The 23,730-nt window shown below is 69.8% G+C and carries 19 protein-coding genes; 8 read left to right on the top strand and 11 right to left on the bottom strand.

Annotation, left to right across the window (positions count from 1 at the left end; genetic code table 11):
* Positions 1-127: 127 nt before the first annotated feature.
* Together AB0K67_RS29990 and AB0K67_RS29995 are read left to right on the top strand one after the other, a co-directional pair.
* Positions 128-1,405 carry a PHB depolymerase family esterase gene (locus tag AB0K67_RS29990; protein ID WP_364067041.1) on the top strand — a complete coding sequence of 426 codons (1,278 nt, stop codon included), beginning with the start codon at positions 128-130 and terminating at the stop codon, positions 1,403-1,405.
* A 135-nt stretch (positions 1,406-1,540) separates the two neighbouring features.
* Positions 1,541-1,708, top strand: a complete 168-nt coding sequence (locus AB0K67_RS29995) for a hypothetical protein (protein WP_364067042.1) — start codon at positions 1,541-1,543, stop codon at positions 1,706-1,708.
* 129 nt (positions 1,709-1,837) lie between these two features.
* On the opposite strand, the gene AB0K67_RS30000 is transcribed toward AB0K67_RS29995, so the two are convergent.
* The 4 genes from AB0K67_RS30000 to AB0K67_RS30015 all read right to left on the bottom strand — a co-directional run bounded on the left by AB0K67_RS30000 (position 1,838) and on the right by AB0K67_RS30015 (position 7,162).
* On the bottom strand, positions 1,838-3,097 hold the full coding sequence (locus AB0K67_RS30000; RefSeq protein WP_364067043.1) for a cyclopropane-fatty-acyl-phospholipid synthase family protein: 1,260 nt from the start codon (positions 3,095-3,097) through the stop codon (positions 1,838-1,840).
* Between the two features lie 4 nt (positions 3,098-3,101).
* Entirely contained in the window at positions 3,102-4,451 is a 1,350-nt protein-coding gene (locus tag AB0K67_RS30005) for an FAD-binding oxidoreductase (RefSeq protein ID WP_364067204.1), read from the bottom strand.
* 192 nt (positions 4,452-4,643) lie between these two features.
* Complete coding sequence (locus AB0K67_RS30010; protein WP_364067045.1) at positions 4,644-5,627, bottom strand: 2-hydroxyacid dehydrogenase; 984 nt, start codon at positions 5,625-5,627, stop codon at positions 4,644-4,646.
* Positions 5,624-7,162, bottom strand: a complete 1,539-nt coding sequence (locus AB0K67_RS30015; protein WP_364067046.1) for a serine/threonine-protein kinase — start codon at positions 7,160-7,162, stop codon at positions 5,624-5,626. Before AB0K67_RS30015 ends, AB0K67_RS30010 begins: the two co-directional genes overlap by 4 nt.
* A gap of 190 nt (positions 7,163-7,352) precedes the next feature.
* Between AB0K67_RS30015 and AB0K67_RS30020 the strand changes: the two genes are divergently transcribed.
* Positions 7,353-8,483: a CaiB/BaiF CoA-transferase family protein gene (locus AB0K67_RS30020; protein ID WP_364067047.1), complete on the top strand. Its 1,131-nt coding sequence runs from the start codon at positions 7,353-7,355 to the stop codon at positions 8,481-8,483.
* 7 nt (positions 8,484-8,490) lie between these two features.
* Here the strand turns inward: AB0K67_RS30020 and AB0K67_RS30025 are convergent, their stop codons facing one another.
* Together AB0K67_RS30025 and AB0K67_RS30030 are read right to left on the bottom strand one after the other, a co-directional pair.
* Complete coding sequence (locus AB0K67_RS30025; RefSeq protein ID WP_364067048.1) at positions 8,491-8,619, bottom strand: hypothetical protein; 129 nt, start codon at positions 8,617-8,619, stop codon at positions 8,491-8,493.
* Between the two features lie 82 nt (positions 8,620-8,701).
* On the bottom strand, positions 8,702-9,154 hold the full coding sequence (locus AB0K67_RS30030) for an effector binding domain-containing protein (RefSeq protein WP_364067050.1): 453 nt from the start codon (positions 9,152-9,154) through the stop codon (positions 8,702-8,704).
* A 96-nt stretch (positions 9,155-9,250) separates the two neighbouring features.
* Here AB0K67_RS30030 and AB0K67_RS30035 point away from each other — a divergent pair, with 96 nt between their 5' ends.
* The 4 genes from AB0K67_RS30035 to AB0K67_RS30050 all read left to right on the top strand — a co-directional run bounded on the left by AB0K67_RS30035 (position 9,251) and on the right by AB0K67_RS30050 (position 15,533).
* Positions 9,251-10,690, top strand: a complete 1,440-nt coding sequence (locus AB0K67_RS30035) for a GuaB1 family IMP dehydrogenase-related protein (protein ID WP_364067051.1) — start codon at positions 9,251-9,253, stop codon at positions 10,688-10,690.
* 88 nt (positions 10,691-10,778) lie between these two features.
* Positions 10,779-11,153 (top strand): FKBP-type peptidyl-prolyl cis-trans isomerase, encoded by a 375-nt coding sequence (locus AB0K67_RS30040; RefSeq protein WP_364067052.1) that lies wholly within the window; start codon positions 10,779-10,781, stop codon positions 11,151-11,153.
* A 1,209-nt stretch (positions 11,154-12,362) separates the two neighbouring features.
* The gene (locus AB0K67_RS30045; protein ID WP_364067053.1) at positions 12,363-13,886 is read left to right on the top strand and encodes an ATP-dependent DNA ligase; all 1,524 of its coding nucleotides are present in this window, start codon (positions 12,363-12,365) and stop codon (positions 13,884-13,886) included.
* Positions 13,887-14,786: 900 nt separating this feature from the next.
* Complete coding sequence (locus tag AB0K67_RS30050; RefSeq protein ID WP_364067054.1) at positions 14,787-15,533, top strand: septal ring lytic transglycosylase RlpA family protein; 747 nt, start codon at positions 14,787-14,789, stop codon at positions 15,531-15,533.
* A gap of 1,039 nt (positions 15,534-16,572) precedes the next feature.
* On the opposite strand, the gene AB0K67_RS30055 is transcribed toward AB0K67_RS30050, so the two are convergent.
* On the bottom strand, positions 16,573-17,169 hold the full coding sequence (locus AB0K67_RS30055) for a DUF1707 and DUF4870 domain-containing protein (RefSeq protein WP_364067056.1): 597 nt from the start codon (positions 17,167-17,169) through the stop codon (positions 16,573-16,575).
* A 134-nt stretch (positions 17,170-17,303) separates the two neighbouring features.
* On the opposite strand from AB0K67_RS30055, the gene AB0K67_RS30060 reads away from it, so the two are divergent.
* Entirely contained in the window at positions 17,304-17,648 is a 345-nt protein-coding gene (locus tag AB0K67_RS30060) for a hypothetical protein (RefSeq protein ID WP_364067057.1), read from the top strand.
* A gap of 1,024 nt (positions 17,649-18,672) precedes the next feature.
* Here AB0K67_RS30060 and AB0K67_RS30065 read toward each other — a convergent pair.
* The 4 genes from AB0K67_RS30065 to AB0K67_RS30080 all read right to left on the bottom strand — a co-directional run bounded on the left by AB0K67_RS30065 (position 18,673) and on the right by AB0K67_RS30080 (position 23,658).
* A complete protein-coding gene (locus tag AB0K67_RS30065) occupies positions 18,673-19,989 on the bottom strand; it encodes a DUF4192 family protein (protein WP_364067058.1) in 1,317 nt (438 codons plus the stop codon).
* Between the two features lie 689 nt (positions 19,990-20,678).
* A complete protein-coding gene (locus tag AB0K67_RS30070) occupies positions 20,679-21,413 on the bottom strand; it encodes an EI24 domain-containing protein (protein ID WP_364067059.1) in 735 nt (244 codons plus the stop codon).
* A 10-nt stretch (positions 21,414-21,423) separates the two neighbouring features.
* Positions 21,424-22,005, bottom strand: coding sequence for a nucleoside triphosphate pyrophosphatase (locus AB0K67_RS30075; protein WP_364067061.1), 582 nt, complete (start codon positions 22,003-22,005; stop codon positions 21,424-21,426).
* Between the two features lie 993 nt (positions 22,006-22,998).
* On the bottom strand, positions 22,999-23,658 hold the full coding sequence (locus AB0K67_RS30080; protein ID WP_364067062.1) for a DUF937 domain-containing protein: 660 nt from the start codon (positions 23,656-23,658) through the stop codon (positions 22,999-23,001).
* Positions 23,659-23,730 lie beyond the last annotated feature (72 nt).

Consider the following 23,730-nt stretch of genomic DNA (forward strand, 5'->3'; position numbering starts at 1 on the left):
CGCTTCCGAGACGCTCTCGCGGCAGCTCACGGCCTCTGAGCCTGGCGGCCCGCACGAGGCCCATTGCGAGACCGAAATTTTCTGCTCACACTCGCAATATTTCGGCCGCAGTTGCGAGAGGATCTCGATGAAGCTGAGAGCTCGACTGGCCGGCGCCTTGATCGCCCTCGCGGCGCTCGTGGTCACCGGCCTCATCACCGCACCCCCGGCCTCCTCGGCGCAGCTCACCGAGGTGACCGGGTTCGGGACGAACCCCACCAACCTTCGCATGCACCTGTACGTCCCCGACGGCGTCCCCGACCGTCCCGCGCTGCTGGTGGCCGTGCACTACTGCACCGGGTCGGGCCCCGCCTTCTACTCGGGCACGGAGTTCGCCCGGCTCGCCGACCAGCACAAGTTCATCGTCATCTATCCGTCCGCGACGCGGAGCGGCTCCTGCTTCGACGTCTCATCGCCGCAGGCGCTGCGGCACGACGGCGGCAGCGACCCGGTCGGGATCGTCTCCATGGTCAGGTACGTCCAGCAGCGCTACAACACCGACCCGGCGCGCACGTTCGTCACCGGCGCCTCCTCCGGCGCCATGATGACGAACGTCCTGCTGGGCGCCTACCCCGACGTGTTCGCGGCGGGGGCGGCGTTCAGCGGCGTGCCGTTCGGCTGTTTCGCCACCACCGACGGGTCGAGCTGGAACAGCGCCTGCGCCAATGGCCAGATCAGCAAGACCCCGCAGGAGTGGGGCGACCTCGTACGCGCGGCCTACCCCGGCTACAGCGGCCCCCGCCCGCGCATGCAGATCTGGCACGGCACCGAGGACGCCACGCTGCGCTACCCCAACTTCCAGGAGCAGATCAAGCAGTGGACCAACGTCCACGGCCTGGGCCAGACGCCCAGCCTCACCGACCAGCCGCGTTCCGGCTGGACCAGGACGCGCTACGGCGGCACCGGCACGACGGCCCCGGTCGAGGCGATCAGCCTGCAGGGCGTCGGCCACAGCCTGCCGCAGAGCGGGATGGCGGCCATGGTCATCGACTTCTTCGGCCTCGCCGACGACGACCCCGGCCCCAACCCGACGATCACGCCTGAGCCGCCGGGCGACTGCCAGGTCACGTACACGATGAACACCTGGAACACCGGCTTCACCGCCGAGGTGAAGGTGACGAACACCAGTCAGTCGCCGCTGTCGTCCTGGACGCTGGGCTTCACGCTGCCCGCGGGCCAGACGATCACGTCGGTGTGGAACGCCACGATCACGCCGGACAGCGGCCAGGTGACGGCGCGCAACGTCTCCTATAACGGTTCGATAGCGCCGGGCGGCTCGGCGTCGTTCGGCTTCCAGGGCACGCACAACGGCGACACCGGCGAACCGGCCGCTTTCACCCTGAACGGAACCGCCTGTTCTACCTGATCAGCGCGGACGCGCGGATGGCTTGGTCGCTTGTCGGTAACGACTTCTCCTTTACCGGATAACCCCCTTGCCCCGGCGCTGAGGGTAGCCATACGGTCACTTTAAGCAGTTGGGGGACAACGAAGGAGACAGCACGTGGGCAGGCACGCTAAGCCCCACAATCCGAAGGAGCAGCCACAGGAGACGCTGGAGGACGCCCAGAAGGAGCTCCCTCCGAGCCGGGGGCGGCACGCGAAAGAGCGCCATGCCAAAGACCGGCACCGCTGCACGGCGACGACGGGCGAGCAGGCCGCCGTCTCCTGACGTCACGGGGGTGTCACCGCGGCTCCCGGGCCATGTGGTCCGGGAGCCGTGCTGTGTTCCGTGCCATGAACCGGATCAGCGCCGGGCGCGCGGCCGGCACGCCCGGCGCCATGCCGGTTCACATCAGGATCAGGGCCAGTCGCGGGCGGGGCGCAGCGGCACGCCGGAGCGGCCCTTCTCGTCGAGCTTGACCCCGAGCACCTGGTGCAGCTGCACCTTGTTGCGCTCGAAGCCCACGATGCAGCCGGCCATGTAGAGCGCCCACACGCGGGCGGTGCCCATGCCGACCTCCTCGACCGCGTCGTCCCAGTTGGCGTCGAGGTTGTCGCACCAGTGGCGCAGCGTCTTGGCGTAGTGCTCGCGGAGGTTCTCCTGGTGGCGGATCTCGAAGCCGAGGTCCTCCATCTGCCGGATCAGCCAGCCGACCGACTCCAGCTCGCCGTCGGGGAAGACGTAACGGTTGATGAAGCCGCCCTTGTTGAACGTCTTCTCCTTGCCGGTGGGCCGGGTGATGCAGTGGTTGAGCAGGCGGCCGCCGGGCTTGAGCTTGCCGTACAGGAACTCGAAGTAGCGCGGCACGTTGGCCTTGCCGATGTGCTCGGTCAGGCCGATCGAGCTGACCGCGTCGAAGCCCGTCTCCGTGACGTCGCGGTAGTCCATGTGGCGGACCTCGGCGAGGTCCTGCAGCCCCGCGTCGGCGATCGCCTTCTGCGCCCACTCGGCCTGCTGGCGGCTCAGCGTGACGCCGAGCGCCTTGACGCCGTAGTGCTTGGCGGCGTGGATGACCATGCCGCCCCAGCCGCAGCCGACGTCGAGCAGGCGCATGCCCGGCTTGAGCCCGAGCTTGCGCGCCACCAGGTCGAACTTGGCGAACTGGGCCTCCTCCAGCGTGGCGTCCTCGCTGGGGAAGCAGGCGCAGGTGTAGGCCATCGACGGGCCGAGCACCCACTCGTAGAAGCGGTTGGAGACGTCGTAGTGATGGTGGATGACCTCCGCGTCACGCTGCTTGGCGTGCCGGGAGCCGAGCCTGGCCAGCGCGCTCTGCCGCATCTCCTGCGGAGGCGGCGGCACCCGCATGAGCAGCGGCTTGATGCCCAGCGAGCGGACGGCGGCGATCTTCTCGGCGGTCGTCAGGTCGTTGGTGGTGATGTTCCACATCCGGTCCAGCAGCGTGTACATGTCGCCCTGGACATCGATGTGCCCCGAGATGTACGCCCTCGCCAGGCCCAGCTCGCCCGGCGCGTGCGCCAGGTGCGCCACCGCGATCGGCGACTTGACCTCGATGGCCAGGTCGGCGCCGTCGGGCCCCGCCTTGCTGCCGTCGTACGCCGTGAACGCGATGTTCGCCTCAGGGCCGACGATCTTCTCAAAGATGGTTGCCAGAGCCATCTGCTCACCTTCCCCGCACACACTTTTCGTACAGGTCGAGCAGGCGTCCGTTGGGGTCGTATGCCTGCTTGACCGGCCAATAGGCGTCGCCGTTGTACAGCTGCCAGAACTGCTCACGCGCGTAGTACGAGGTCGAGTAGAGCGACTTGTGGCCGTCGAGATCGTGCACGGAACGCTCGATGAGCCGGTTGTAGTAACCGTCGAACTGGCCCTTTGGCAGCGGCACCATTCCCCAGAATCCGAAGTTGACGTAGAGCTTGCCCGGCTCGAGCGGGTAGAGCGGCCACCGAGACCCGGCGCGCAGCGGGCACATCCACACGGGAGTCATGCCCACCTTCTCGTGGAAGAACTCCAGGAATTCGGCCCCGCGCTCGACGGGCGTCTCGACGTCCTGAATGACCGATTCGCTCACCGGCTTGCCACGCCAGCGGTCGATGCGGGCCGTCAGGCCGAACTTCCTGTCCAGCGCGACCAGGCGGCGGTAGACGTCGGAGCGCATCCAGCGGCGCGGCATCAGCGAGCGCACCACCGGCTGCTGCACGCCGAACGCGCGCGAACACCAGAACCAGTCGGTGTCCCAGCGCCACAGGTAGTCGCGGATCGTCAGCCAGTCGCGGCTGCGCTGCCTGATCGACTGGTAGTAGATGCGCATGCCGGTGTAGTCGGAGACGTACGGGGCGCGCTCGGCGAAGCGGCCGAGCGTGATGTACATCTCGCCGGGGCCGAAGAAGACGCCGTCGACGAAGTCGACGCTCTCGCCCTGGTACACCATGCTGTCGCAGATCTCCTGCATGGCCAGCATGCACTTGCCCGCGTCGGTGAACTTGACGTGGGTGAGGTGCACGTACGGCTGCACCTTGCGCAGCTTGATCCTGATGCGCAGCGCGTAGCCCAGCGTCCCGTAGGAGTTGGGGAAGGCGCGGAACAGCTCGTGGTGCTCGTTGTCGTCGCGGGCGACGACGATGCGGCCGTCGCCGGTGAGGATCTCCAGCTCCTCGACCGACTCGTGCGGCAGGCCGTCCCTGAAGCTCGTGGACTCGATGCCGAGCCCGGTCACGGCGCCGCCCAGCGTGATGGTCTTGAGCTGCGGCACCACGTACGGCATGAGCCCGTACGGCAGCGTGGCGTCCACCAGGTGCTCGTAGGTGGTCATGCCCTGCACCTCGGCGGTCATCGTCTCGGGATCGACGCTGATGACCTCGTCGAGATCCTTGGCCGAGAGCTTGGCCGTCCTGCCGCCGTCGCGGAACCTGAAGAGGTTGGACGTGGCCTTGGCCAGCCGGGGAGCCGCGTCGCCCGGGATCTCGGCGTACGACTGCCGAATCTGCTCTACTGCCCGTCGGTGTGTCGACATCGTCGTCGTCACGGCCCCTCCTCCGTCGGTGCCGTGCCGGCGCCGCGCCCTTCAGGTACGCGTCGCTCGTTCACGTAGCACCCCCTTGAGCTGGTAGAGATCGTCCGTAGCACGGTATCTCCACCCGCCCGGCCCGAACAGACCGGGGTGCGTTAAAGACACGAAAACTGTTTATCGTGCCAGGTGAATCGCCTAATTGGTAGGTGATTGCGGAAGTTTTCGGACGATCACCGGCCGAACGCCGTTCAGGACGCCGTCCACCTCGCGGCCCTCGACGGCGGCGGCGAGGTTGTCGAGGGTGACGGTGAGCAGGCGGCCGGTCGACTCGGCGGTCACGCCGGCCACGTGCGGGGAGAGCAGCACGTTCGGCAGCTCGCGCAGCGGGTCACCGGGCGGCAGCGGCTCCACGTCGAACACGTCGAGCGCGGCGCCGCCCAGCCGGCCCTCGCTCAGGGCCGCCACCAGCGCCTTCTGGTCCACCACGCCGCCTCTGGCCGCGTTGACCAGCAGCGCGCCCTGCTTCATGCGGCCGGGGTCGATGAGGCCGCGGGTCTGCGCCGACAGCGCGATCGCGACGACCACGACGTCGGAGGTGGACACGAGCGTGTCGAGGTCGGCGAAGCCGGGGTCCTCGCGCGGCGTGCGGGTCCAGTAGGACACCTCGCAGCCGAGCGCGCGGAACATCGCGGCGCAGCCGGCGCCGATCGGGCCGTAGCCGACCACGCCGACCCGCCGGCCGCGCAGCTCGTGGGGCTGCAGGCTCTGCTGCGGCCACTTGCCCGCGCGTACGGCGGCGTCGGCCTCGGCCAGCTTGCGCAGCAGCGCCAGCGTGGCGGCCAGGCACCACTCGGCGACCGCCACGGCGCTGACGCCCGGCGTGTTGGCCAGCGGCACCCCGGCCGCCGCCAGCGCGTCGAGGTCATGGCCGTCGACTCCGACCGACGGCTGGTGCACGAACGCGAGGCGCGGCGCCGCCTTGACGGCCTCGGCGTCCATGACGAGCTCGCCGGTCCAGTCGCCCAGCACGATCTCCGCCTCCGGCAGCGCGGCGAGCAGCGCCGCGCGGTCGCGGGAGGCGGGCACCCTGACCTCCACCCGGTCGCCGAGCGGCGCGAGCAGGCCGCGGAGCAGCTCTTCGGGAAGCGGAGGCAGGGCCAGCAGGTTCCAGGGGGTCATGCCCTCACAGTAAAGCTGCCGATCACTTGCCGCATCAGTGCCCTGTTACGCAGCCACTGGTCCTCGGTGACCGTCCACGACAGCACGTACGCGGCCTCGTCGGTGGCCAGGGCCCTGCGGATCTCGTGGTAGCGCGTGCCGGGCCGGACCCAGGCGGCGTCGTTCTGCTCGCCCGCGATCCAGGTGAACTCCCACTCCACGGCCTTGATGCCCTTGTGCATGACCGTGCGCTGCCCGCGGTTGACCACCGTGCGCGCGTTCTGCCGGAACGTCTCCTGCGAGTCGCGCATGAGCTGGTGAGGGTCGAGCCGGCTGTAGACGGCCTCCACGCCGAGGTGGGCGTTGCGGTCGCGGCGGGTCCACTCCGTGTACGCCTCGCCGAGCGCGCCCCGCCAGCCGGTCGGCCGCAGGATGGCCCAGCCGTCGCGCGACTTCCACACCCGCACCAGGGGGGCGCGCCTGGCGGCGCTGGGCGTGGGGGTCGGCGTCGCGCTCGTCTGCGTCGCCGTGGGCGTGGCCGTCGGCGTGATGGGCTTGGTCGCGGCGGCCGGCTGCGTGGTGGCGCGCGGCGTGCCCTCGGCGGGCGAGGCCGTCCTGAAGTACGCGACCGCGCCGCCCGTGAGCACCAGCACCACCGTCGCGGCGGCGGCGAGCAGGGCGCGGCCGCCACCGCGCTTGCGATCCGGATCGTCGAAGTCCACGGGCGCCGGCTTGGCCGCGATGATGGCCTGCAGCAGCCGGTCGGCCTCGTCGGCGTCCACCCGGTCCTCGGGCTCCTTCTGCAGCAGGCCCTTCAGGATCGGGTGCATGATCGGCGGGATGCGCCGGTAGTCGGGCTCCTCGGTGAGGAGCGCGTTGAGCGTGGACATCGCGTCGCCGCGGTCGAAGGGCGAGCGGCCGACCATGCACGCGTACAGCGTGGCGCCCAGCGACCACAGGTCGGACGCCGGGCCCGCGTTCTCGGCGCGTACCCGCTCCGGCGCGAGGAAGCTCGGCGAGCCCGTCACCATGCCGGTGCTGGTCAGTGAGACGTCGCCCTCGACGGTCGCGATGCCGAAGTCCATGAGCACCGCGCGGCCGTCCTTCTCCGACCACAGGATGTTGCTGGGCTTGACGTCGCGGTGCAGGATGCCCGCCTCATGGGCGGCGCGCAGCGCCGACAGCACCTGACGGCCCAGGCTCGCCGCCTCCCGCACCGGCAGCGCACCCGTGGTGAGCACGACCTGCTCCACCGACGGGTGGCTGACCAGCTCCATCACGATCCACGGCCGGCCGCCCTCCTCGACCACGTCGTAGATGGCGACGACGTTGGGATGGTTGAGCTTGGCCGCCGTACGGGCCTCGCGAGCGGTCCGTAGGAGCTGGCGTTCCTTGTCGGCCGGCGACAGGCTGTCCGGCAGCAGCACCTCTTTGATGGCCACCTGCCGGTTGAGCAGCGTGTCGCGGCCTTCCCAGACCACACCCATCCCGCCGCGGCCCAGTTCGCGCAGTAACTGGTAGCGCCCTGCGATGAGCCGGTTGCTCTCCGAAACCATGTCCTACCCCTGTAGCGGCGCGTGTGCGCCTGCTGCAGGCAGCCGTCATCGACGGCCACCTGTAGACCACCCGAACAGTGGGCAAGTTTCCCATACCTGCCCGGACTTCGCGGGGAGGTCGGCAAGGCCGCTTGCAGAAGATCACCGAATGTTGTTCTACTTGGTCGGGATCCCAAGCAAGGAGAGGCCGATGCCCGAGACTAGCCGAGGTCCGCTGACCGGCGTGCGCGTGCTGGAGCTCGCCGGGCTCGCCCCAGGACCGTTCGCCGGCATGATGCTCGCCGACCACGGCGCCGACGTGCTGCGCGTCGACCGGGTCGGCGCCGTGCGCGACGCTCCCCGCAGGGACGTCATGGACCGCGGCAAGCACACGATCGGGCTCGATCTGAAGTCGCCCGAGGGCGTGGCCGCGTTCAAGGAGCTGGCCAGGAACGCCGACGTGGTGATCGAGGTCTTCCGCCCCGGCGTGGCGGAACGGCTCGGCATCGGCCCCGACGACCTGCACGCCGTCAACGAGCGGCTGATCTACGGCAGGATGACCGGCTGGGGCCAGGACGGGCCGCTCGCCCCGACCGCCGGGCACGACATCGACTACATCGCGATCTCCGGCGTGCTGTCGATGCTCGGCCGCGCGGGCGGCAAGCCCACCCCGCCGATCAACATACTCGGCGACTTCGCCGGCGGCGGGCTCATGCTGGCCTACGGCGTGCTGCTCGCCCTGTACGAGCGGGAGCGCACCGGCAAGGGCCGGGTGATCGACGCGGCCATGGTGGACGGCGCCGCCGTGCTGTTCGCCATGTTCTACCAGGCCGTCCAGAGCGGCGCCTGGGGCCCGCGCGGCACCAACCTGCTCGACACCGGGGCCCCGCAGTACGACACGTACGAGACCGCCGACGGGCAGTACCTCGCCGTCGGCGCGCTGGAGCCGAAGTTCTGGGCCGAGCTGCTGCGCCGCATGGGTCTGGACGGTGATCCCGGCCTCCCCGACCGGAACGACCCCGCCCAGTGGCCGGCCCTTCGCGACCGGCTGGCCGCGGAGTTCCGCAAGCGCACCCGCGCCGAGTGGGAGGAGGTCTTCGACGGCTCCGACGCCTGCGTCTCGCCCGTGCTGTCGATGGCCGAGGCCGCCGCGCACCCGCACAACGTGGCGCGCGGCTCGTTCACCGACGTCGGCGGCGTCGTCCAGCCGATGCCCGCGCCGCGCCTGCTCGGCGTGCCCGCTCCCGACCTGTCCCCCGCCACCCGCCTTGAGGACCTGTCCGGCTGGGGGCTCCCGGCTGAGCAGGCGGCCAAGCTCCGCGAGCAGGGAGTGCTCGCCTGACCGTCCGTCAGCCGGAGTGCCGGCGGGCGGCGGGCGCGTAGTCCTTGAGCGTGATCGCCTCGTGCAGCCGCGCGCCCTTGCCGCCCGGCCTGGCCGTGGCCGCCGAGCACGGCGGCCGCCGTGCTCGGTCTCTCAACCTTCGGATGCGGTCTGGTCAGACCGCTGCGTACCTCTGAACGCGATCCGTCAGACCGCGATGCACCTTTGCATCCGGTCCGTCAGACCGCGATGTACAGGTCCACGCCCTCGGGGTGATGCACCTCGAGATCCGTGGTGAAGGCGCGCGCCGGAGCACCGCCCGACTCGGTGTGCTTCCACACCTGCTGCCAGGTGTCGGTCAGCGCCTGCGGCATCGGCCCGCGTACCTCGATCTTCATCGCCTGCCCGGCCGGCACGCGGACCGCCACCATCCCCTCCGGCAGGCGCGGCACCGTGCGCACGCCCGTGCCGACGATCTGCGTGAAGGCCCCGTGATGATCGCTCTCGAAGTCGGTGAGCACCGCGTACAGGTTCTCGTCGACACGGCCCGGCACATGGGCGAAAGCTCCAGGAGCGCCCGCCCGCTGCCACACCGCCGGCAGTTTCGCGCGCGCCGGATCCATTTCGTCGGCATTGGTGGTGCGAACGACGTAGCCGACAACGATCAGCTCGGCCCTTTCCGTGACGTTCACAGACCCTCCCTCCCCCAAAAGTGTCCGGGCCGATCATAAGGCCCCCGGAAAGGGGGAAAACCCCTGTTGACCAGTCAGCACATAAGATGGATGAACGTGAGATTTCTCAACGACCTCGAGCCCCATTACGACCTGACCTATAGCGACGTGTTCATGGTGCCGTCGCGTTCCGCGGTCGGTTCGCGGCTCGCTGTCGACCTCTCGACGAACGACGGCACGGGCACCACCATCCCCATCGTCGTGGCCAACATGACCGCGGTCGCCGGCCGGCGCATGGCCGAAACCGTGGCACGGCGGGGCGGCATCGCCGTCATCCCGCAGGACATCCCCCTCGACGTCGTCGCCAACGTGGTCGACTGGGTCAAAAAGCGCGACCTCGTCCACGACACACCGCTCACCCTCACCCCGCACGCCACCGTCGGCGAGGCCCTGCAGCTGCTGCCCAAGCGGGCGCACGGTGCGGTCATCGTGGTCGACTGGGAGAACCGCCCCGTCGGCGTCGTCACCGAGGCCGACTGCCAGGGCGTCGACATGTTCACCCAGCTCTCCCAGGTCATGTCGAGCGAGCTGCTCACCCTGCCCGCCGGGCTCGACCCGCGCGGCGCGTTCGAGCGGCTGCACGAGGGCCGCCACCGCCTCGCGCCCATCGTCGACGGCGACGGGCGGCTGGTCGGCATCCTCACCCGTACGGGCGCGCTGCGCGCCACCCTCTACCAGCCAGCCGTCGACGATCAGAACAGGCTGCGCATCGCCGCCGCCGTCGGCGTCAACGGCGACGTGGCCGCCAAGGCCAAGGAGCTTCTCGACGCCGGCATCGACTGCCTGGTCGTCGACACCGCGCACGGCCACCAGGAGAAGATGATCTCCGCTCTGCGCGCCGTCAGAGCCCTCGACCCCGGCGTGCCGGTCGCGGCGGGCAACGTCGTGACCGCCGGCGGCGTACGCGACCTGGTCGACGCCGGAGCCGACATCGTCAAGGTCGGCGTCGGGCCCGGCGCCATGTGCACCACCCGGATGATGACCGGCGTGGGTCGGCCGCAGTTCTCCGCCGTGCTCGAATGCGCCGCCGAGGCCCGCAGGCTCGGGCGGCACGCGTGGGCCGACGGCGGCGTGCGGCACCCGCGCGACGTGGCGCTCGCCCTGGCCGCCGGCGCCTCCAACGTGATGATCGGCTCCTGGTTCGCCGGAACGTACGAGTCGCCCGGCGACACCCACACCGACGCCAACGGCCGCAAGTACAAGGAGAACTTCGGCATGGCGTCCGCGCGCGCCGTCCGGCTGCGGACCGCCGACGACACCCCGTTCGAGCGGGCCAGGAAGGCGCTGTTCGAGGAGGGCATCTCCACCTCGCGCATGTACCTCGACCCCAAGCGGCCAAGCGTCGAAGATCAGATCGACGCCATCGTGGCCGGGCTGCGGTCGGCGTGCACGTACGCGGGGGCGTCCAACCTGGAAGAATTCCACGAGCGGGCCGTCGTCGGGGTCCAGAGCACGTCCGGGTACGCCGAGGGCATGCCGCTGCACCAGAGCTGGTGACATCTGGGGACGGGTGGCTCTGCACGACCGCGCCGCGCCACCGCATAGAGTCGTCGGGTCCGTGTTCAACGACAACAGGAGCCTATTCGTGGCACTCGAAAAGCCCGAGATCGACTTCCCCGGTGGCAACCCGCCCGCCGATCTCGAAATCGAGGACATCACCGTCGGCGACGGCCCCGAGGCGAAGGCCGGCCAGAAGGTACGCGTCCACTACGTGGGCGTCTCGTTCTCGTCCGGAGAGGAGTTCGACGCGTCGTGGAACCGCGGCCAGCCGTTCGAGTTCCCGCTGGGCGCCGGGCACGTCATCAGCGGCTGGGACCGGGGCGTCGTGGGCATGAAGGTGGGCGGCCGGCGCAAGCTGGTCATCCCGCCGCACCTCGGGTACGGCACCCGCGGCGCTCCGCCGCGCATCAAGCCGAACGAGACGCTCATCTTCGTCGTCGACCTGCTCGGCGTGAACTGACGTCCGTTTGAGCCGGGGCGCCCTCAACGAAAGGACGCCCCGGCCCCGCACGGCCCCGGGACCCACCCCTTCCCGCGCACCCGCTAACGGGCCCACGGCGCACCCGCTCTCCCCGCGCACACGGTCCCACCGCGTACCCCCGCTCTCCCCGCGCACACGGTCCCACCGCGTACCCCCGCTCTCCCCGCGCACACGGGCCTACGGCGCACCCGCTCTCCCCGCGCACACGGTCTCACCGCGACACCGCCCCGAGCAGTTGTTGCTGGCGAACGCTCGGCCCGACGAGCTCGCACGACCGCGAACGCACGCCCCTACGCGCAGCAGCACCTGTCCCGGCCGCGATCACCCACCGCAGACGTTCGCGGCACCCGTTCCGCCTCCGGCCCACGCCGCGCACCCCGCGTATCAGCGCCCCCACGACCCGGCCACCCACTCACTCCTCGCGCTCGGGGCATCGTCTTCGCCCCGGGCGCTGACCGGGACTTCGCGCACCCGCTTCCGCGCAGACGCTCTCCCCCCACCAGCGTCCGACACCCGCCCCCATCGACCCCTTCGCGCTTGCGCACTCGTTCCCAGCCGCAGGCACCCGCCACGAGGGTCCCCGGCAGCGTTCCCGCCTCGGCAAGCACGCGCGCCATGAACCCCGATTGCCACCCACCCCGTCCCACCGACATCCCGTCCCGCCACCGGCATCCCGTCCCGCCACTGACCCCGCCCCGCCATCGACGCCCCGCCATCGACGCCCAGCCACGGCGGCGCCCACGCCCGCTCGCAACGTTCGCGACCCCGTTCCTACTCCGGGCGTCCCCACCAACGCGCGCCCGGCCGCCCCCTTCCGCCACGGACACCCACCGACGCGCCGCCCCCTTCGACCACGGACACCTACCGACGCGCCGCCCCCCTTCGACCACGTACACCTCCCGACGCGCCGCCCCCTTCGGCCGCGGACATCTACCGACGCACGCCCGCGTACCGCTTCCACTACGGAGACCCGCCCTCGCCTGTCCACCGCCCCGTATCCACCCACTCTCCCCTCGCATTTCCCGCCCGCGCGCGGAGGCGGAGTATTACCGCCACACCAACAGCCGACTAGATCCCCTTTTTCGCCACAGCACCATATCCAGGGCCTTCACCCGCTTTACCGACACACTCTGCAGATATGCCGATATCAGGTGGGGAAATGTCACCCCCGTGAGGCACCATAGGCCTGTGCTTCTGATCGACGTGGTCCGGGTTTCCGAGGCGGTGACGCGCACGTCCGCCAGGCTAGGCAAGATCGGCCACCTGGCGGAGCTGCTGGGCCGGGTCGGCCCGGACGAGGCGGAGATCGCGATCTCCTACCTGTCGGGCGAGCTGCCCCAGCGCCAGGTGGGCGTGGGCTGGCGCACGCTGGAGGAGATCCCGCAGCCCAAGCTGGCCGCCACCGCCACGCTGACGTCGGTCGACGCGCTGCTCAGCCGGATCAAGGCGGTGTCGGGCCAGGGTTCGCAGGCGGCGCGCAAGGCGCTGGTGGCCGAGCTGTTCGCGGGGCTGACGAGCCAGGAGCAGCAGTTCATGCGGCGGCTGCTGTTCGGGGAGCTGCGGCAGGGGGCCCTCGACGGCGTCATGATCGAGGCGGTGGCCAAGGCGTCGGGTGCGCCGTCAGCCGACGTACGCCGGGCGCTGACCCTGCGCGGCTCGCTGCCCGCCGTCGGTGCGGCGGCGCTGAGCGGCGGGGTGGAGGCGCTGCGGGCGTTCCGGCTGGAGGTGGGGCGAGCGGTCGCGCCGATGCTGGCGGGCAGCGCCCCCAACGTCGCCGCCGCCCTGGACAAGGCCGGCGCCCCGGCCGCGCTGGAGTGGAAGCTCGACGGCATCCGCGTGCAGGCCCACCGCTCCGGCGAAGAGGTGCGGGTCTTCACCCGTACGCTCGACGACATCACCCCGCAGGTCCCCGAGCTGGTCGAGGCGGTCCTGGAGATGCCGTCCGGCGACCTCGTACTCGACGGCGAGGTGATCGCCCTGCGCCCGGACGGCCGCCCGCATCCGTTCCAGGTGACCTCGGCGCGCGTCTCCTCCAAGACCAACGTCGCTCAGCTGCGCGAGCGCACGCCGCTGAGCGTGTTCTTCTTCGACGCGCTGCGCGTCGACGGCGCCGACCTGCTCGATCTGCCCTATTCGCAGCGCCAGGAGGTCCTGGCCCGTACGGTGCCGCCGGCCCTGCTGACCCCGCGCCTGGTGACGGGGGACGTGGCGGAGGCGGAGAAGTTCTTCACCGACGTGGTCAAGGCAGGGCATGAGGGGCTCGTGGTCAAGTCGCTCAACTCGCCGTACGCGGCCGGGCGACGCGGCGCGGGCTGGATCAAGGTCAAGCCCCGCCACACGCTCGACCTGGTGGTCCTTGCCGCCGAATGGGGCCACGGCCGCCGCGAAGGCAAGCTCTCCAACCTCCACCTGGGTGCACGCGACCCGGAGGGCGGGTTCGTGATGCTCGGCAAGACGTTCAAGGGGCTCACGGACGAGCTGCTCGCCTGGCAGACCGAGCGCTTCCTGGAGCTGGCCGAGGGGCCCACCGACTCGTGGACCGTACGGCTGCGCCCTGAGCTGGTCGTGGAGATCGCGTTCGACGGCGTGCAGCGCTCGCCTCGCTACCCCGGCGGCATGGCCCTCCGTTTCGCCCGCGTCCTGCGCTACCGCCCGGACAAACGTCCCGAGGAAGCCGACACCGTCGACACGGTCCGCGCCCTCCTCCTCTGAACGCACGCCCGCGCACTGCGGGAAAGAACCCTCGCCCGTGCACCGTGGGGCTCTCGGCAGCGCCGCGCTCCAGGATCAGGTCGTCGGGTGAGAAGCGCGCCAGACCCTCCACCGGCTGAGAGCGCCCGCGCCTATGGGCACCCAGGGGACTCTGGCCAAGCCCGACACGCATCCCTGCCTCGGTCTGCCCTGACAGGCGTTGACCTACCCTCGCAGGTCTTGGTTCGCCTTGACAGGTCTGGGCCGCCTTGAAAGGTCTTGGCCCGCCTTGAGGCCCGCCTTGAAAGGTCCCGCCCACCTTGACGGGTCTTGCGCCCTAACAAGTCTTGGCCTGCCTTCACGGGTCTTGGACCGCCCTGACAGGGCTTGCTGGCCTTGGCTTGCCTTGGTAGGTCTCGGCCTGCCTGAGGTGCCGTGCCCTACCCAGAGCGCTTCAGCTCTCCCGGAGCGCTTGGCCTGCCCTTGGCTGAACGGGCCCTCGCCACCACGTTCATCCCTCAACCGGAGCGGTTCAGCCCCCTCCGCTTCACCCACGATCTGCGCTGCGCTCGCGACTCTGCGTCACCGCCCCCGACGAGCGTCCCGAACGAGCCCCACCGCAGCCGACGTGCAGCCCACCGTCCGCGCGAAGAAGCCGACGATGCTCGCGTTCGTGGTTGCGGTCGGCGGGCGACCTCCCGCACCGCCTGGATCAAGATCCACCCTTTGGGACGGACTTAACCACGGTGAGAAACATCACTGGATGTCCCATTAAGTTGCCTTTACCTGCTGTTTGTCGCATATCTTCGTCCCCGACCGCGCGGGCCCCTGCCCCGCCGTCGGATCGGCCGCCGTACGCCATCCACCCCTGCCGGCCCGGCCTTTCCCTGCCCTATCCCCTATCCAGGACCGTGGTTTACCTTGGGCCAGCACTCTCGCAAGCCGTCCCCGCAGACCCGCAAGCTCTCCCCGAGCCAGCGCCGCTGGGCCGCCATCACAGCCGGCGTGGCCATCGCGGCAGCCGCCTCGACCACCGCCTGGGCCATGATCGGCAACGACGACTCCCCCAAGCCCGCAGCGGCCCTCACCCCGCCTTCCCCGACCACGAAGGCATTCCCGTCGCCCGCCCCCACCCAGGACCTGGCGAGGGCCACCCAGCCAGACCTCACCACCTCCCCCGACCACCAGAACTCGGCCACCCTCCCCAAAGCCGCGGTTCCCTCGCCATCGGCACCCACCTCCACCGAACGCCCCTCATCCACCCACCGACGTTCTGCGGCCGACCAGAGACCCTCAAGCGGCACCCGTACCACCTCTACCGAGCAGAGCACCCCGAACCGACTGGCAGCGTCGAAGCCCAAGAAGCCGAAGCTCCGCGTCATCTCCTCAGGCACCTGCGGCGCCTCCTACTACGGCGAGCCCCAGATGACGGCCAGCGGCGAACGCTTCAACCCCAACGCCATGACGGCCGCCCACAAAACCCTCCCGCTGGGCAGTAAGGTCCGCGTCACCAACCCCAGAACCGGCGAGTCGGTGACGGTCCGCATCAACGACCGAGGCCCGTACGTCGGAGGCCGCTGCCTCGACCTCTCCACGGCCGCCTTCGCCGCCATCGGCAACACCAGCGCCGGGGTCATGCAGGTCAAGTACGAGGTCCTCGCCCGCTGACCGCAGGACGCTTACACGCCTCCCGCAGCATTGCGGGGCCGACCACCCACGGCCCGAAGCCAAGGCAGAACAACCCCGCCTGCCACCGCACCACCGACCTCATGCCCCACGAACCGACGCTCTACAGGAGCGCTGGAGTAGCGCACTGAAGAAGCCTCGGGGTAGCCACAGGCGCACGACTCGCGCGGGATGAGGAGGCTTTCGAGGTTCGGCAAGTGCGCATCTCGGGGAGGGCTCACACGCTCCGGCCGACCGAATAAGGGTCACGGAGAACCGCAGAGCCACAGGGAAGCTCGCCGCTGACACGGAGCACCAAAGACCGCACGGAAGCCCGCGACACCCCACCGCGCCTGCGACCACACGAAGCGGGCCCTGCACGGGGTACGGCCGAGCTGCACAGGAGTACAGGGTTACGCACAGCGCATCCCGAGCCCGCGAGCGCCGGAGATTCGCGGACTCGCGAGCCTTGGCGAACGCTGTGGGCCCGCAAGGTAACCCCGCGAGCGTCGTGAGCTCTCAAAACGCCGTAAGTCCGCGAGATCGTCAGCTCGTGAGCCCTGCCGAACGCCCTGAACCCGCGAGCCCTGCCAAACACCGTGACCCTGCCAAACACCGGGACCCTGCTGGACGCTGTGAGCCCTGCCAAACGCCGTGGCCTGCCGAACGCTATGAGCCTGTGAACCCATGAGCCCGCACCCGTGAGCCCCAAACGGCCATAAGCCCACGGCCGCCGTAAGCCGCAAGCGTCGTTAGCCCGTGATCTCGTGAGCCCGCGAGCCCGCGAGTTCTGCCGAGCGGACGACGACCACGTGCTGCGCCGGCCAACACCCGCCCATCGCCACAAACAGAAGACCCTAACCGCAGCCGCCTGAGCAGGACATTTACCGAAATCCACCCTGATATATATCAGGGACGCGACTCACTCGACCCCCATATCGCACCAAAAAGCAGTACACCCGCCGAGATGCACGAACCTCGGCGGGACGACGCGACGACGTACAGAAACGCCCCGGAAACTGAAGGTGAGACCCCGGCCCGGTCACTTCACCAGGCGGAGCGTCATCGGGTAACGGAAATCGTCCCCCTGCAGGGCCTTGACGCCGCCGACCACGGAAAGCACCACCCCAAAGACCAGGATGAACGGCAAGAGCACGATCCCGACGACGGTGAACGGCAGCAATATCGTGGCCCCGACCACGGTGATCTGGAAATTGAGCGCTTCGAGGGCGTGCTTGCGCATGTAGGGCGAGGTTTTCGCGCCCGTTACCAGCAGGAGCAGCGGGCCGACGATCGGGAACCCGAGGAGCGGGATCAGGTGGGCGAGGGCGCCGCCGAGGCGCTCGTGGCTCTCGGCCGGACCCTCCTGCGCCACCGGAGCGGGCGGCATGGGGGCGAGCTGTGGCACGGCGTTCGGGCCGTAGATCTCATTCATGATGGGCATGAGGTCGCCGTGCGTGCGCGCGGTCATCGCGCGTTCCAAACGCTCGTCGAACTCAAGCTTGTCATAGCGTCCGTCCGCGTAGGCGGCTTTGATGTGCTCCACCACGTGTTCGCGGTCCTGGTTGGTGACGCGCAGATGAGCTGGCGGCATCCGCCCCGGCCCGGGGGTTTTCGGCACCCCAGCCATATTCGCCATGCCTCTCCCTCAGAGTATCGAGCTGATACTGACATACTGCGTCGCCTGAGCGGTTCGTGCATCAGGAGAATCCCGGATGCGTCCCCTAGATCGTCCCCGACGCGCTCGAGCCCGAGACGGTATAAAAAGGATTCATGAGATGGCGAGACCGCTACGGCATTCGTCGACTGCGCGGCCGCAAGATCGCGAAGTTCGACCGCGAGGCGACTGACGCCGACATCGAGGCGCTCATCGCCTTTGCCCGTTCGCGGCGAGGCGTCGAGTTCTACGTCGAACCTGAGACTTTCGCCACCGACACCACCGCCGTGGCGGTGGCCGACGACGGCGAGTGGACCAGGCGCAGGGTCGGCTCCCCCGCCGTGATCCACAAGGTCGCCCGCGATCTCGCCTTGCCGGTGTACGACGTGCAGTTGACGGGGTACCCGCAGCGGATGCGCACCTACAACGAGCGCCGCAAAAGAGAAGAAGGCTCCCTTTAGCCTCCTCTCCGTCGCCGAGCGCTACCCCGACTGTCGTCATGCCCAAAAGTCCCCTGGTGACCTGCTCTGATCAGCTAGCGTTTCCCGAGTTCGCCGGCGACCCACCGGGGTTACGGCCGCAGGGTTCTTTCGCAGCCGGAGTTTCCCAAGTTCGTCAGCTGCTCTCCCCCGCCAGCGACCGCATCCTGAGGAACAGAACGTCGGCAATGCACAACCCGGTACGGGCGATGCCGTAGTGGGACGACGGCCCGGCAGCGTCACCCAGCGAACGCGGACACGAGGAGGCCGCCCAGCAAACGCGCCCACCACGATGCCACCCAGCGGCCAGGGAGCGGGGTGCCACCCAGCCGCCGGGGAGACGGGGTGCCGCCCAGCGACAGGCAGACGGGGATACCGCCCAGCGACAGGCAGCGAAAGCCACCGCTTGATGAAGGCTGCATGGGGATGCAGCCCAGCGGATGGCGCGGCAGGCACACAACCCAACCGACGGCGGTACCGGAACGCTTCCCGGCCGATGGCGATGCCGGGACGCCTTCCAGCCAAAGATGACGCCGGGACACACCCCAGCCGAGGGGACCGCAATCAGCCTCTGAGACACAGGAACGTAGCTCTGAGGATGGCGGGTGAGGGGATACCGGCCCAGCCGCAGCAGTGTTTCGGGGGTTGGGGACGATGCCGAACACGGCGGTGCGACGTTCGACCTCCTTGTTCAGGCGGTCCAACGGGTGATCATGCAGACCTTCCTTCCGCATGCGGGCGGGGACGGGGCCGGAAGCGAGCTGTCGTCGGCGGCCTCGTGCCGTGACAATCGAGCACCGGCCCTTCTTCCCGCATGCGGAGGTGCATGGCCGAAGGCGAGCTGTCGTCGGCGACCTCGTGCCGTGACAGTCGGACGTCGGCGTGGCTGCGTGGTGATGGGTTGCGGGCTCCTAGGCGACCGTGCCTCGCGGTGTGTGTTGAGGGGTGAGCCGGGTGCTGAGGTGGGTGGCTTTGAGCGCGTACCTTCGGCCCCTGGCGAGGTGCGTTACTCCGTGGGGTCTGGACCTTCTTCGTCCAGGAGGTTGATCAGGGGGAGGAGCCAGGCGGGGCTGACGGGGCCCATGGCGGTGTCCAGTTCTGCAGGGGTGGGGAGGCGGTCGCGCAGGATGGACGGGGAGAGCAGGTTGTGAAGTGCGTGCATGAGCAGGTTGGCCATCGAGTAGCCGGGGTCCGTGGTCAGGGCGCGTTCGAGGGCTACCGTGGCCTGGACGCTGTCGCCGGCGCGCCAGGCGGCCATGGCGAGCAGGGACGCGGCCGGGGGTACGAAGCGCGGCTCCAGGCGGCGGGTCAGGTCCCTCCAGAGCGCGGCGTGGGACTCGTGCATGAGGGTCCATGCCTCGTCTCGCACTCTCATGACCGCCAAGGCCAGGCCCAGCTTCGCCGCCTCCTCGTCGTTGAGCCGGCCTCCTCCCGTATGAATCTCCAGGGCCGAGCGGACCCTGGCCAAGCCGTCGGCGACGAAGTCCCGGGCGAAGGTGTCGAGGTCGCGGGCGGCCATGAGGTCCGCTCTGAAGCCGGCGATCGCTTCGGACGTGGCCTTGCGCATGGCCGTCCGCACGGGGCCCGTCACAGGGGCGACGGTACGTTCGAGCGCTTCGCGGTTGGGGAGGGCCACCAGCCCGTGTACGGTCGCCTCGGCCGCGATCGGACTCGTCGAGAGGTCGTAAGGGGTGCCTTCAGCCGGGCAGCAGGTCGGTACGTCGCAGATGTAGGACCAGTAGCGGCCCTCATGTGCCCGCAGGGCCTCCCCCACGTGCACGCCGGTCGCCATCGCGAGGTTCCTGGCCTCGTCGACCGCCGGTGTCACCAGGTCACCCGGGCCGTAGCCGACGATCACGAGGTCGGTGACCTCTTCGCGGTCGATGAGCGGGGCCATCGCGTTGAGGGTGCCGGGCGGGAAGGGCAGGCCCCACCTGGCCACCATCTTGGCGCGCCCGTTCGCCAGGCCGACCACGACGAGGCTCGTGGCGGGGTGGAAGCCCACCAGGTAGGGGACGGCGGCCAGGATGTCGGTGGGGCAGGTGAGCGTCAGGCACGGCTCGGACGAGAACTTGAAGGGGTCGGAGATGTCACCGTCCGGGCTGCCCTCCTCCGTTCCCTTCTTCGCGCTCGTGTCCGTGCCGGCCGTCCTCGTGGCACTCGCGCCCGAGCCGGCCGTCCTCGTGGCACTCGCGCCCGTGCCGGCCGTCCTCGTGGCACTCGTGCCCGAGCCGGCCGTCCTCGTGCCGCTCGCGCCCGAGCCGGCCGTCCTCGTGGCACTCGCGTCCGTGCCGGCCGTCTTCATGGCGGTGGTGTCCGTCATCACGGCGTCCCCGCGGTCGGTTTCCTGCCCGTCGGTGTCCGCCCTGTCGGTGCTTGTCCCGTTGATGTCACGGCGGTCGGCATCCAGCCCGTCGGCGTCGGTCCTGTCGGACTCGGCTCTGCGGGTGTCGGTCCTGTTGGGGTACAGGGCAGCAGGACTGAAGGTGTCGGGCTCTGAGGTCTCCGCGGCAGGCCCGTCTTGGACGGTCTTCGCGGTTGCTGCGGTCTTGAGCTCCGAGCTCTCCAGGGCTGAGGGTGTAAAGCCCCACGTGCCGGTGACTTCCGTGGTGGGTGTGGAGGCACGGGTGATGGGCGAGCGTGGCGCCGGGACGAACGCCGATGGTGAGCTGGAGGTGATGGGGGTACGAGAGGCCGGGCGAGGCGAGCGGTTCGTCGTCATGGCCCCATAGGGTGCCGGGCGGCGAAGGCTCTGGATTGGCCGAATGCGGTTCTGTGGACGACGGAAGAGGCGCGAGGCGACCCTGTGGATAGCGGCTTACGGCCTCATCGCCCGCACCGCGGGCATCGCGCCATCAGGTGGTCTCAGACTCTTTGCTGTGGATCACGGGTTGCGGCCTCGTCGCCCGCAGCGCGCAGATAGGCAGAACTCCCGTACGCAGGTGGGCAAGGCCCCAGTACGCAGGTGGGCAAGGCCCCCGTACGCAGGTGGACAAGGCCCCCGTACGCAGGTCAGGCGACAGGCGCCAACCGGTTCCGTACGAGCAGAGCCGCCCCCGCCACCGCCGCCGGCATGGCGATCACCGCCACGAACGGCACCAGGAACAGCACGAAGACCGCCACCCCGAACCCCAGCGCACTGGCCTTATTAGCCCGCAACAACGCGAAACGCTCCTTGCGCGCCATGCCACGACGTTCCAGCGCCAAGGTGGTGAGCTCGACGGTCATGAAGAACCCGGACACGAGCGCACCCAGCACCGGCACCACGGTCTGGCCGACCACGGGCACGAACCCCAGGAAGAACAGCGGGACCGTGAAGAGCAGCATGTAGAAGAGGGTCACCAGGCTGTCGCGGATGGATCGCGGCAGCGTACGCCACCACGGCTGGTCGTCCTCCGACTCCAAGGGATCCGCCTCGGTCGACAGCCGCTCGTAGAACGGGTCGCCGATGGTCAGGGTCACCGCCGTGAACGTCAGCACAGCCACCGCCAGCCCGCCCAGGACCAGCGCGACGGCCACCACCCCGCGGAAGATCTCCCGCCAGCTCCACGTATCGGCGAACGGCGTCAGGAACGTGGCCAGGTCGGAGGCGTTCGTCCCGAGGAGGACTAACGCGATCACGTAGACCGCGAACGCGATCAGCGCCGGAATCAGCCCGAACAGCCACCATCTGCCATGCCTGGCGACCCACCCGAGCCCTTCGAAGAAGAAGCCGACCCCGCCGGTGAAATCACGCACTGCTCGCATGCCCGGCAGGCTAGCGCCAGAACGACGTGATCGAGTAACCGAGTTCGGCGAACAGCTCGCGCAGCAGCGGCAGGGAGATCCCGAGCACGTTGCCGTGGTCGCCTTCGATGCTGTCCACGAACCAGCCACCGCGTCCCTCGATGCTGAACGCCCCGGCCAGGTTGAGCGGCTCGTCGGTTTCGACGTACGCGGCGATCTCCTCCTCGGACGGCTGCGCGAAGCGCACCACCGTGGTGCCGACCTCGGCCGCCTGGCGGCCCGCGGCGACGTCGATGACGCAGTGACCGGTGACGAGACGGCCCGTGCGGCCGCGCAGGAGGCGCCACCGCTCCATGGCCTCCTCGCGGGTCGCGGGCTTGCCGTACGGGCGGCCGTCGAGCTCCAGGATCGAGTCGCAGCCGATGACCAGTCCTTCGTCGAGCCCGCTCGCCACCGCCTCCGCCTTCGCCTTGGCCAGCACCAGGCTGAGCGCGGCGGGAGAATAGGCGGAGTAGGAATCCTCGTCGATGCCGCTGACGATCACTTTCGGGTCGAGCCCGGCACTGCGCAAGAGAGCCAGGCGTGCGGAGGAGGCTGAAGCCAGAACGATCACCACAACAGCCTACCGGCCGCAGGACGGCCCCATGTCACTCCCGGCCCTCGTTGTCAAGCAGCCACCCGGGCGGGTCGTCCATCCCGCAGCGAACCGCCCCAGCACCCACGGCCCAGGACAGACGGTCGCCGACGCCACCGAACGACGAGGCGACCGCACAGATCGGTGAATCAACGTCGGCGTGGCGCGGGCAGGCGAGCGTGCGTGCGGCCAGACGGTGCGGGCGATGAGGCGGGCCGCAGGTGCCAGTTGCGGCGTGATGGCGCCTCGCGTGGTTGCAGGCAACAACGCGAGGCGCGGGCGGCGGCTCCGGGCACCAATACGAGGCGCGGGCGGCGGCTGCGGGCAGGGGCCGCACCGGAACCCGGCTTCCTCGCGCGGTCGGCGAGGCGGTGGTTCGGGAGCGCGCCGCACCGGGAGCCTGCGATGGAGCGGCTTCGGGACGCACCACGCCGGGCCGATGGACGCTGCTTCATAGACGCTGCTTCGAGGCACGCCGCGCTCCGAGCCCGGCGATGGACGCGTTGGAGGCGGCTTCGCGGGGCACCGAGCCCTGCGCCCGGCGATAGAGGCGATGGAAGCGGCCGGGTGCTGGTGGGCTCAACGCGATGAGCGCGGTACGCCGGCCAAATCAAGCGCGGCACGCCAGTCAGAACGAACGCGTCGCACGAGCCGGAACGAGCGCGCGGCACACCGGCCCAGACAAACATGAAGAACGCGGCACTCCCGGCCATCGAAAGTGCCGCGCCGTCAGTCGCTACGAAGCGCCCTCAGGAGCCGCTGACCTCTTCCACCAGGTGGGAGCGCCACGGGCACCACACGTTGCCCGGCAGGAACGCGCCCCCGACCTCGTCCAGGTGGTCCTCCACGTACTGGGTGCCGGCGTCGCAGACCTCCGTCGTGAGGTCGAAGAAGGAGATCGTGTCGGGGTCGAGGTGGAAGCTCCAGTCGGGGTTGTAGGGAGAATCCGGAAAACGAACAGCACGCGAACGATCACCAGTCCGCGTTGTACGTGCTCCCCGGCGTCACTTCCCGTTCCGTCCGATACGCCGGGTACGGCGCGGGCGGCCGCGGCATGCCGCTCCCGTCGAGGACGTCGCCCAGCAGTTCGTCGATGAGCTCTCCGAGCCCGCCCGAGAGAGACGTCCGCTCGCGGTCGAGGTCGTCGGCGAGGGCAGCGGAGTCCATACCGCGTTCGACGGCCCGGTTGGCGAGCAGGGACATGATCATGGGGGCGATCAGGGGCATCAGCTTCATGATGCGCGCGGAGCCGACGCCGGCGAGCTGGGCGAGCCGGGCGGCGGCCCGTTCGGTGGCCTGGGCGCCGAAGATGTGACCGAGGATGCTGTGTCCGTCGCGGGTCAGAGAGGCGACATCGCCGTTGAAGGGGTCGGCGTCCATGTGGTCGTCGAGCGCTCCGCGCAGGGCGTCGGCGCCGTCCGGGTGTGCGGCGTTGTACGCCAGGCCGCCCACGATCGTTCCGGACACGGCTTCGGTGACTTTGCGGGCCGTGAGCTGGTCGGTACCGAGCATCCCCGCGATCTGTTCCAGCCCTGGGGCTCCGAGTCCGGCGAGAAGCTCGTCATTAAGTGTCACGACGGTCCCCCGATCACACTTGTCTCGGGAAACGTTCCCGAGCAGGACTCCAAGCAACGTCCGGAATGTCCTAAATTTTGGAAAGGACACGCCGTCGCTCAGAGCCCTGCGGGAACCGTCTGCAGAGCG

Origin of the sequence: Nonomuraea sp. NPDC052634 (genome assembly GCF_040678535.1) — a bacterium.
Lineage (GTDB): Bacteria > Actinomycetota > Actinomycetes > Streptosporangiales > Streptosporangiaceae > Nonomuraea > Nonomuraea fastidiosa.

Excerpts from the sequence above, each read along its gene's own strand:
- AB0K67_RS29990 (WP_364067041.1), top strand. The coding sequence starts at position 128 with ATGAAGCTGAGAGCTCGACTGGCCGGCGCCTTGATCGCCCTCGCGGCG.
- AB0K67_RS30000 (WP_364067043.1), bottom strand. The coding sequence starts at position 3,097 with ATGGCTCTGGCAACCATCTTTGAGAAGATCGTCGGCCCTGAGGCGAAC.
- AB0K67_RS30005 (WP_364067204.1), bottom strand. The coding sequence starts at position 4,451 with ATGTCGACACACCGACGGGCAGTAGAGCAGATTCGGCAGTCGTACGCC.
- AB0K67_RS30010 (WP_364067045.1), bottom strand. The coding sequence starts at position 5,627 with ATGACCCCCTGGAACCTGCTGGCCCTGCCTCCGCTTCCCGAAGAGCTG.
- AB0K67_RS30015 (WP_364067046.1), bottom strand. The coding sequence starts at position 7,162 with ATGGTTTCGGAGAGCAACCGGCTCATCGCAGGGCGCTACCAGTTACTG.
- AB0K67_RS30020 (WP_364067047.1), top strand. The coding sequence starts at position 7,353 with ATGCCCGAGACTAGCCGAGGTCCGCTGACCGGCGTGCGCGTGCTGGAG.
- AB0K67_RS30055 (WP_364067056.1), bottom strand. The coding sequence starts at position 17,169 with ATGGCGAATATGGCTGGGGTGCCGAAAACCCCCGGGCCGGGGCGGATG.
- AB0K67_RS30060 (WP_364067057.1), top strand. The coding sequence starts at position 17,304 with ATGAGATGGCGAGACCGCTACGGCATTCGTCGACTGCGCGGCCGCAAG.
- AB0K67_RS30065 (WP_364067058.1), bottom strand. The coding sequence starts at position 19,989 with ATGACGGACACCACCGCCATGAAGACGGCCGGCACGGACGCGAGTGCC.
- AB0K67_RS30070 (WP_364067059.1), bottom strand. The coding sequence starts at position 21,413 with ATGCGAGCAGTGCGTGATTTCACCGGCGGGGTCGGCTTCTTCTTCGAA.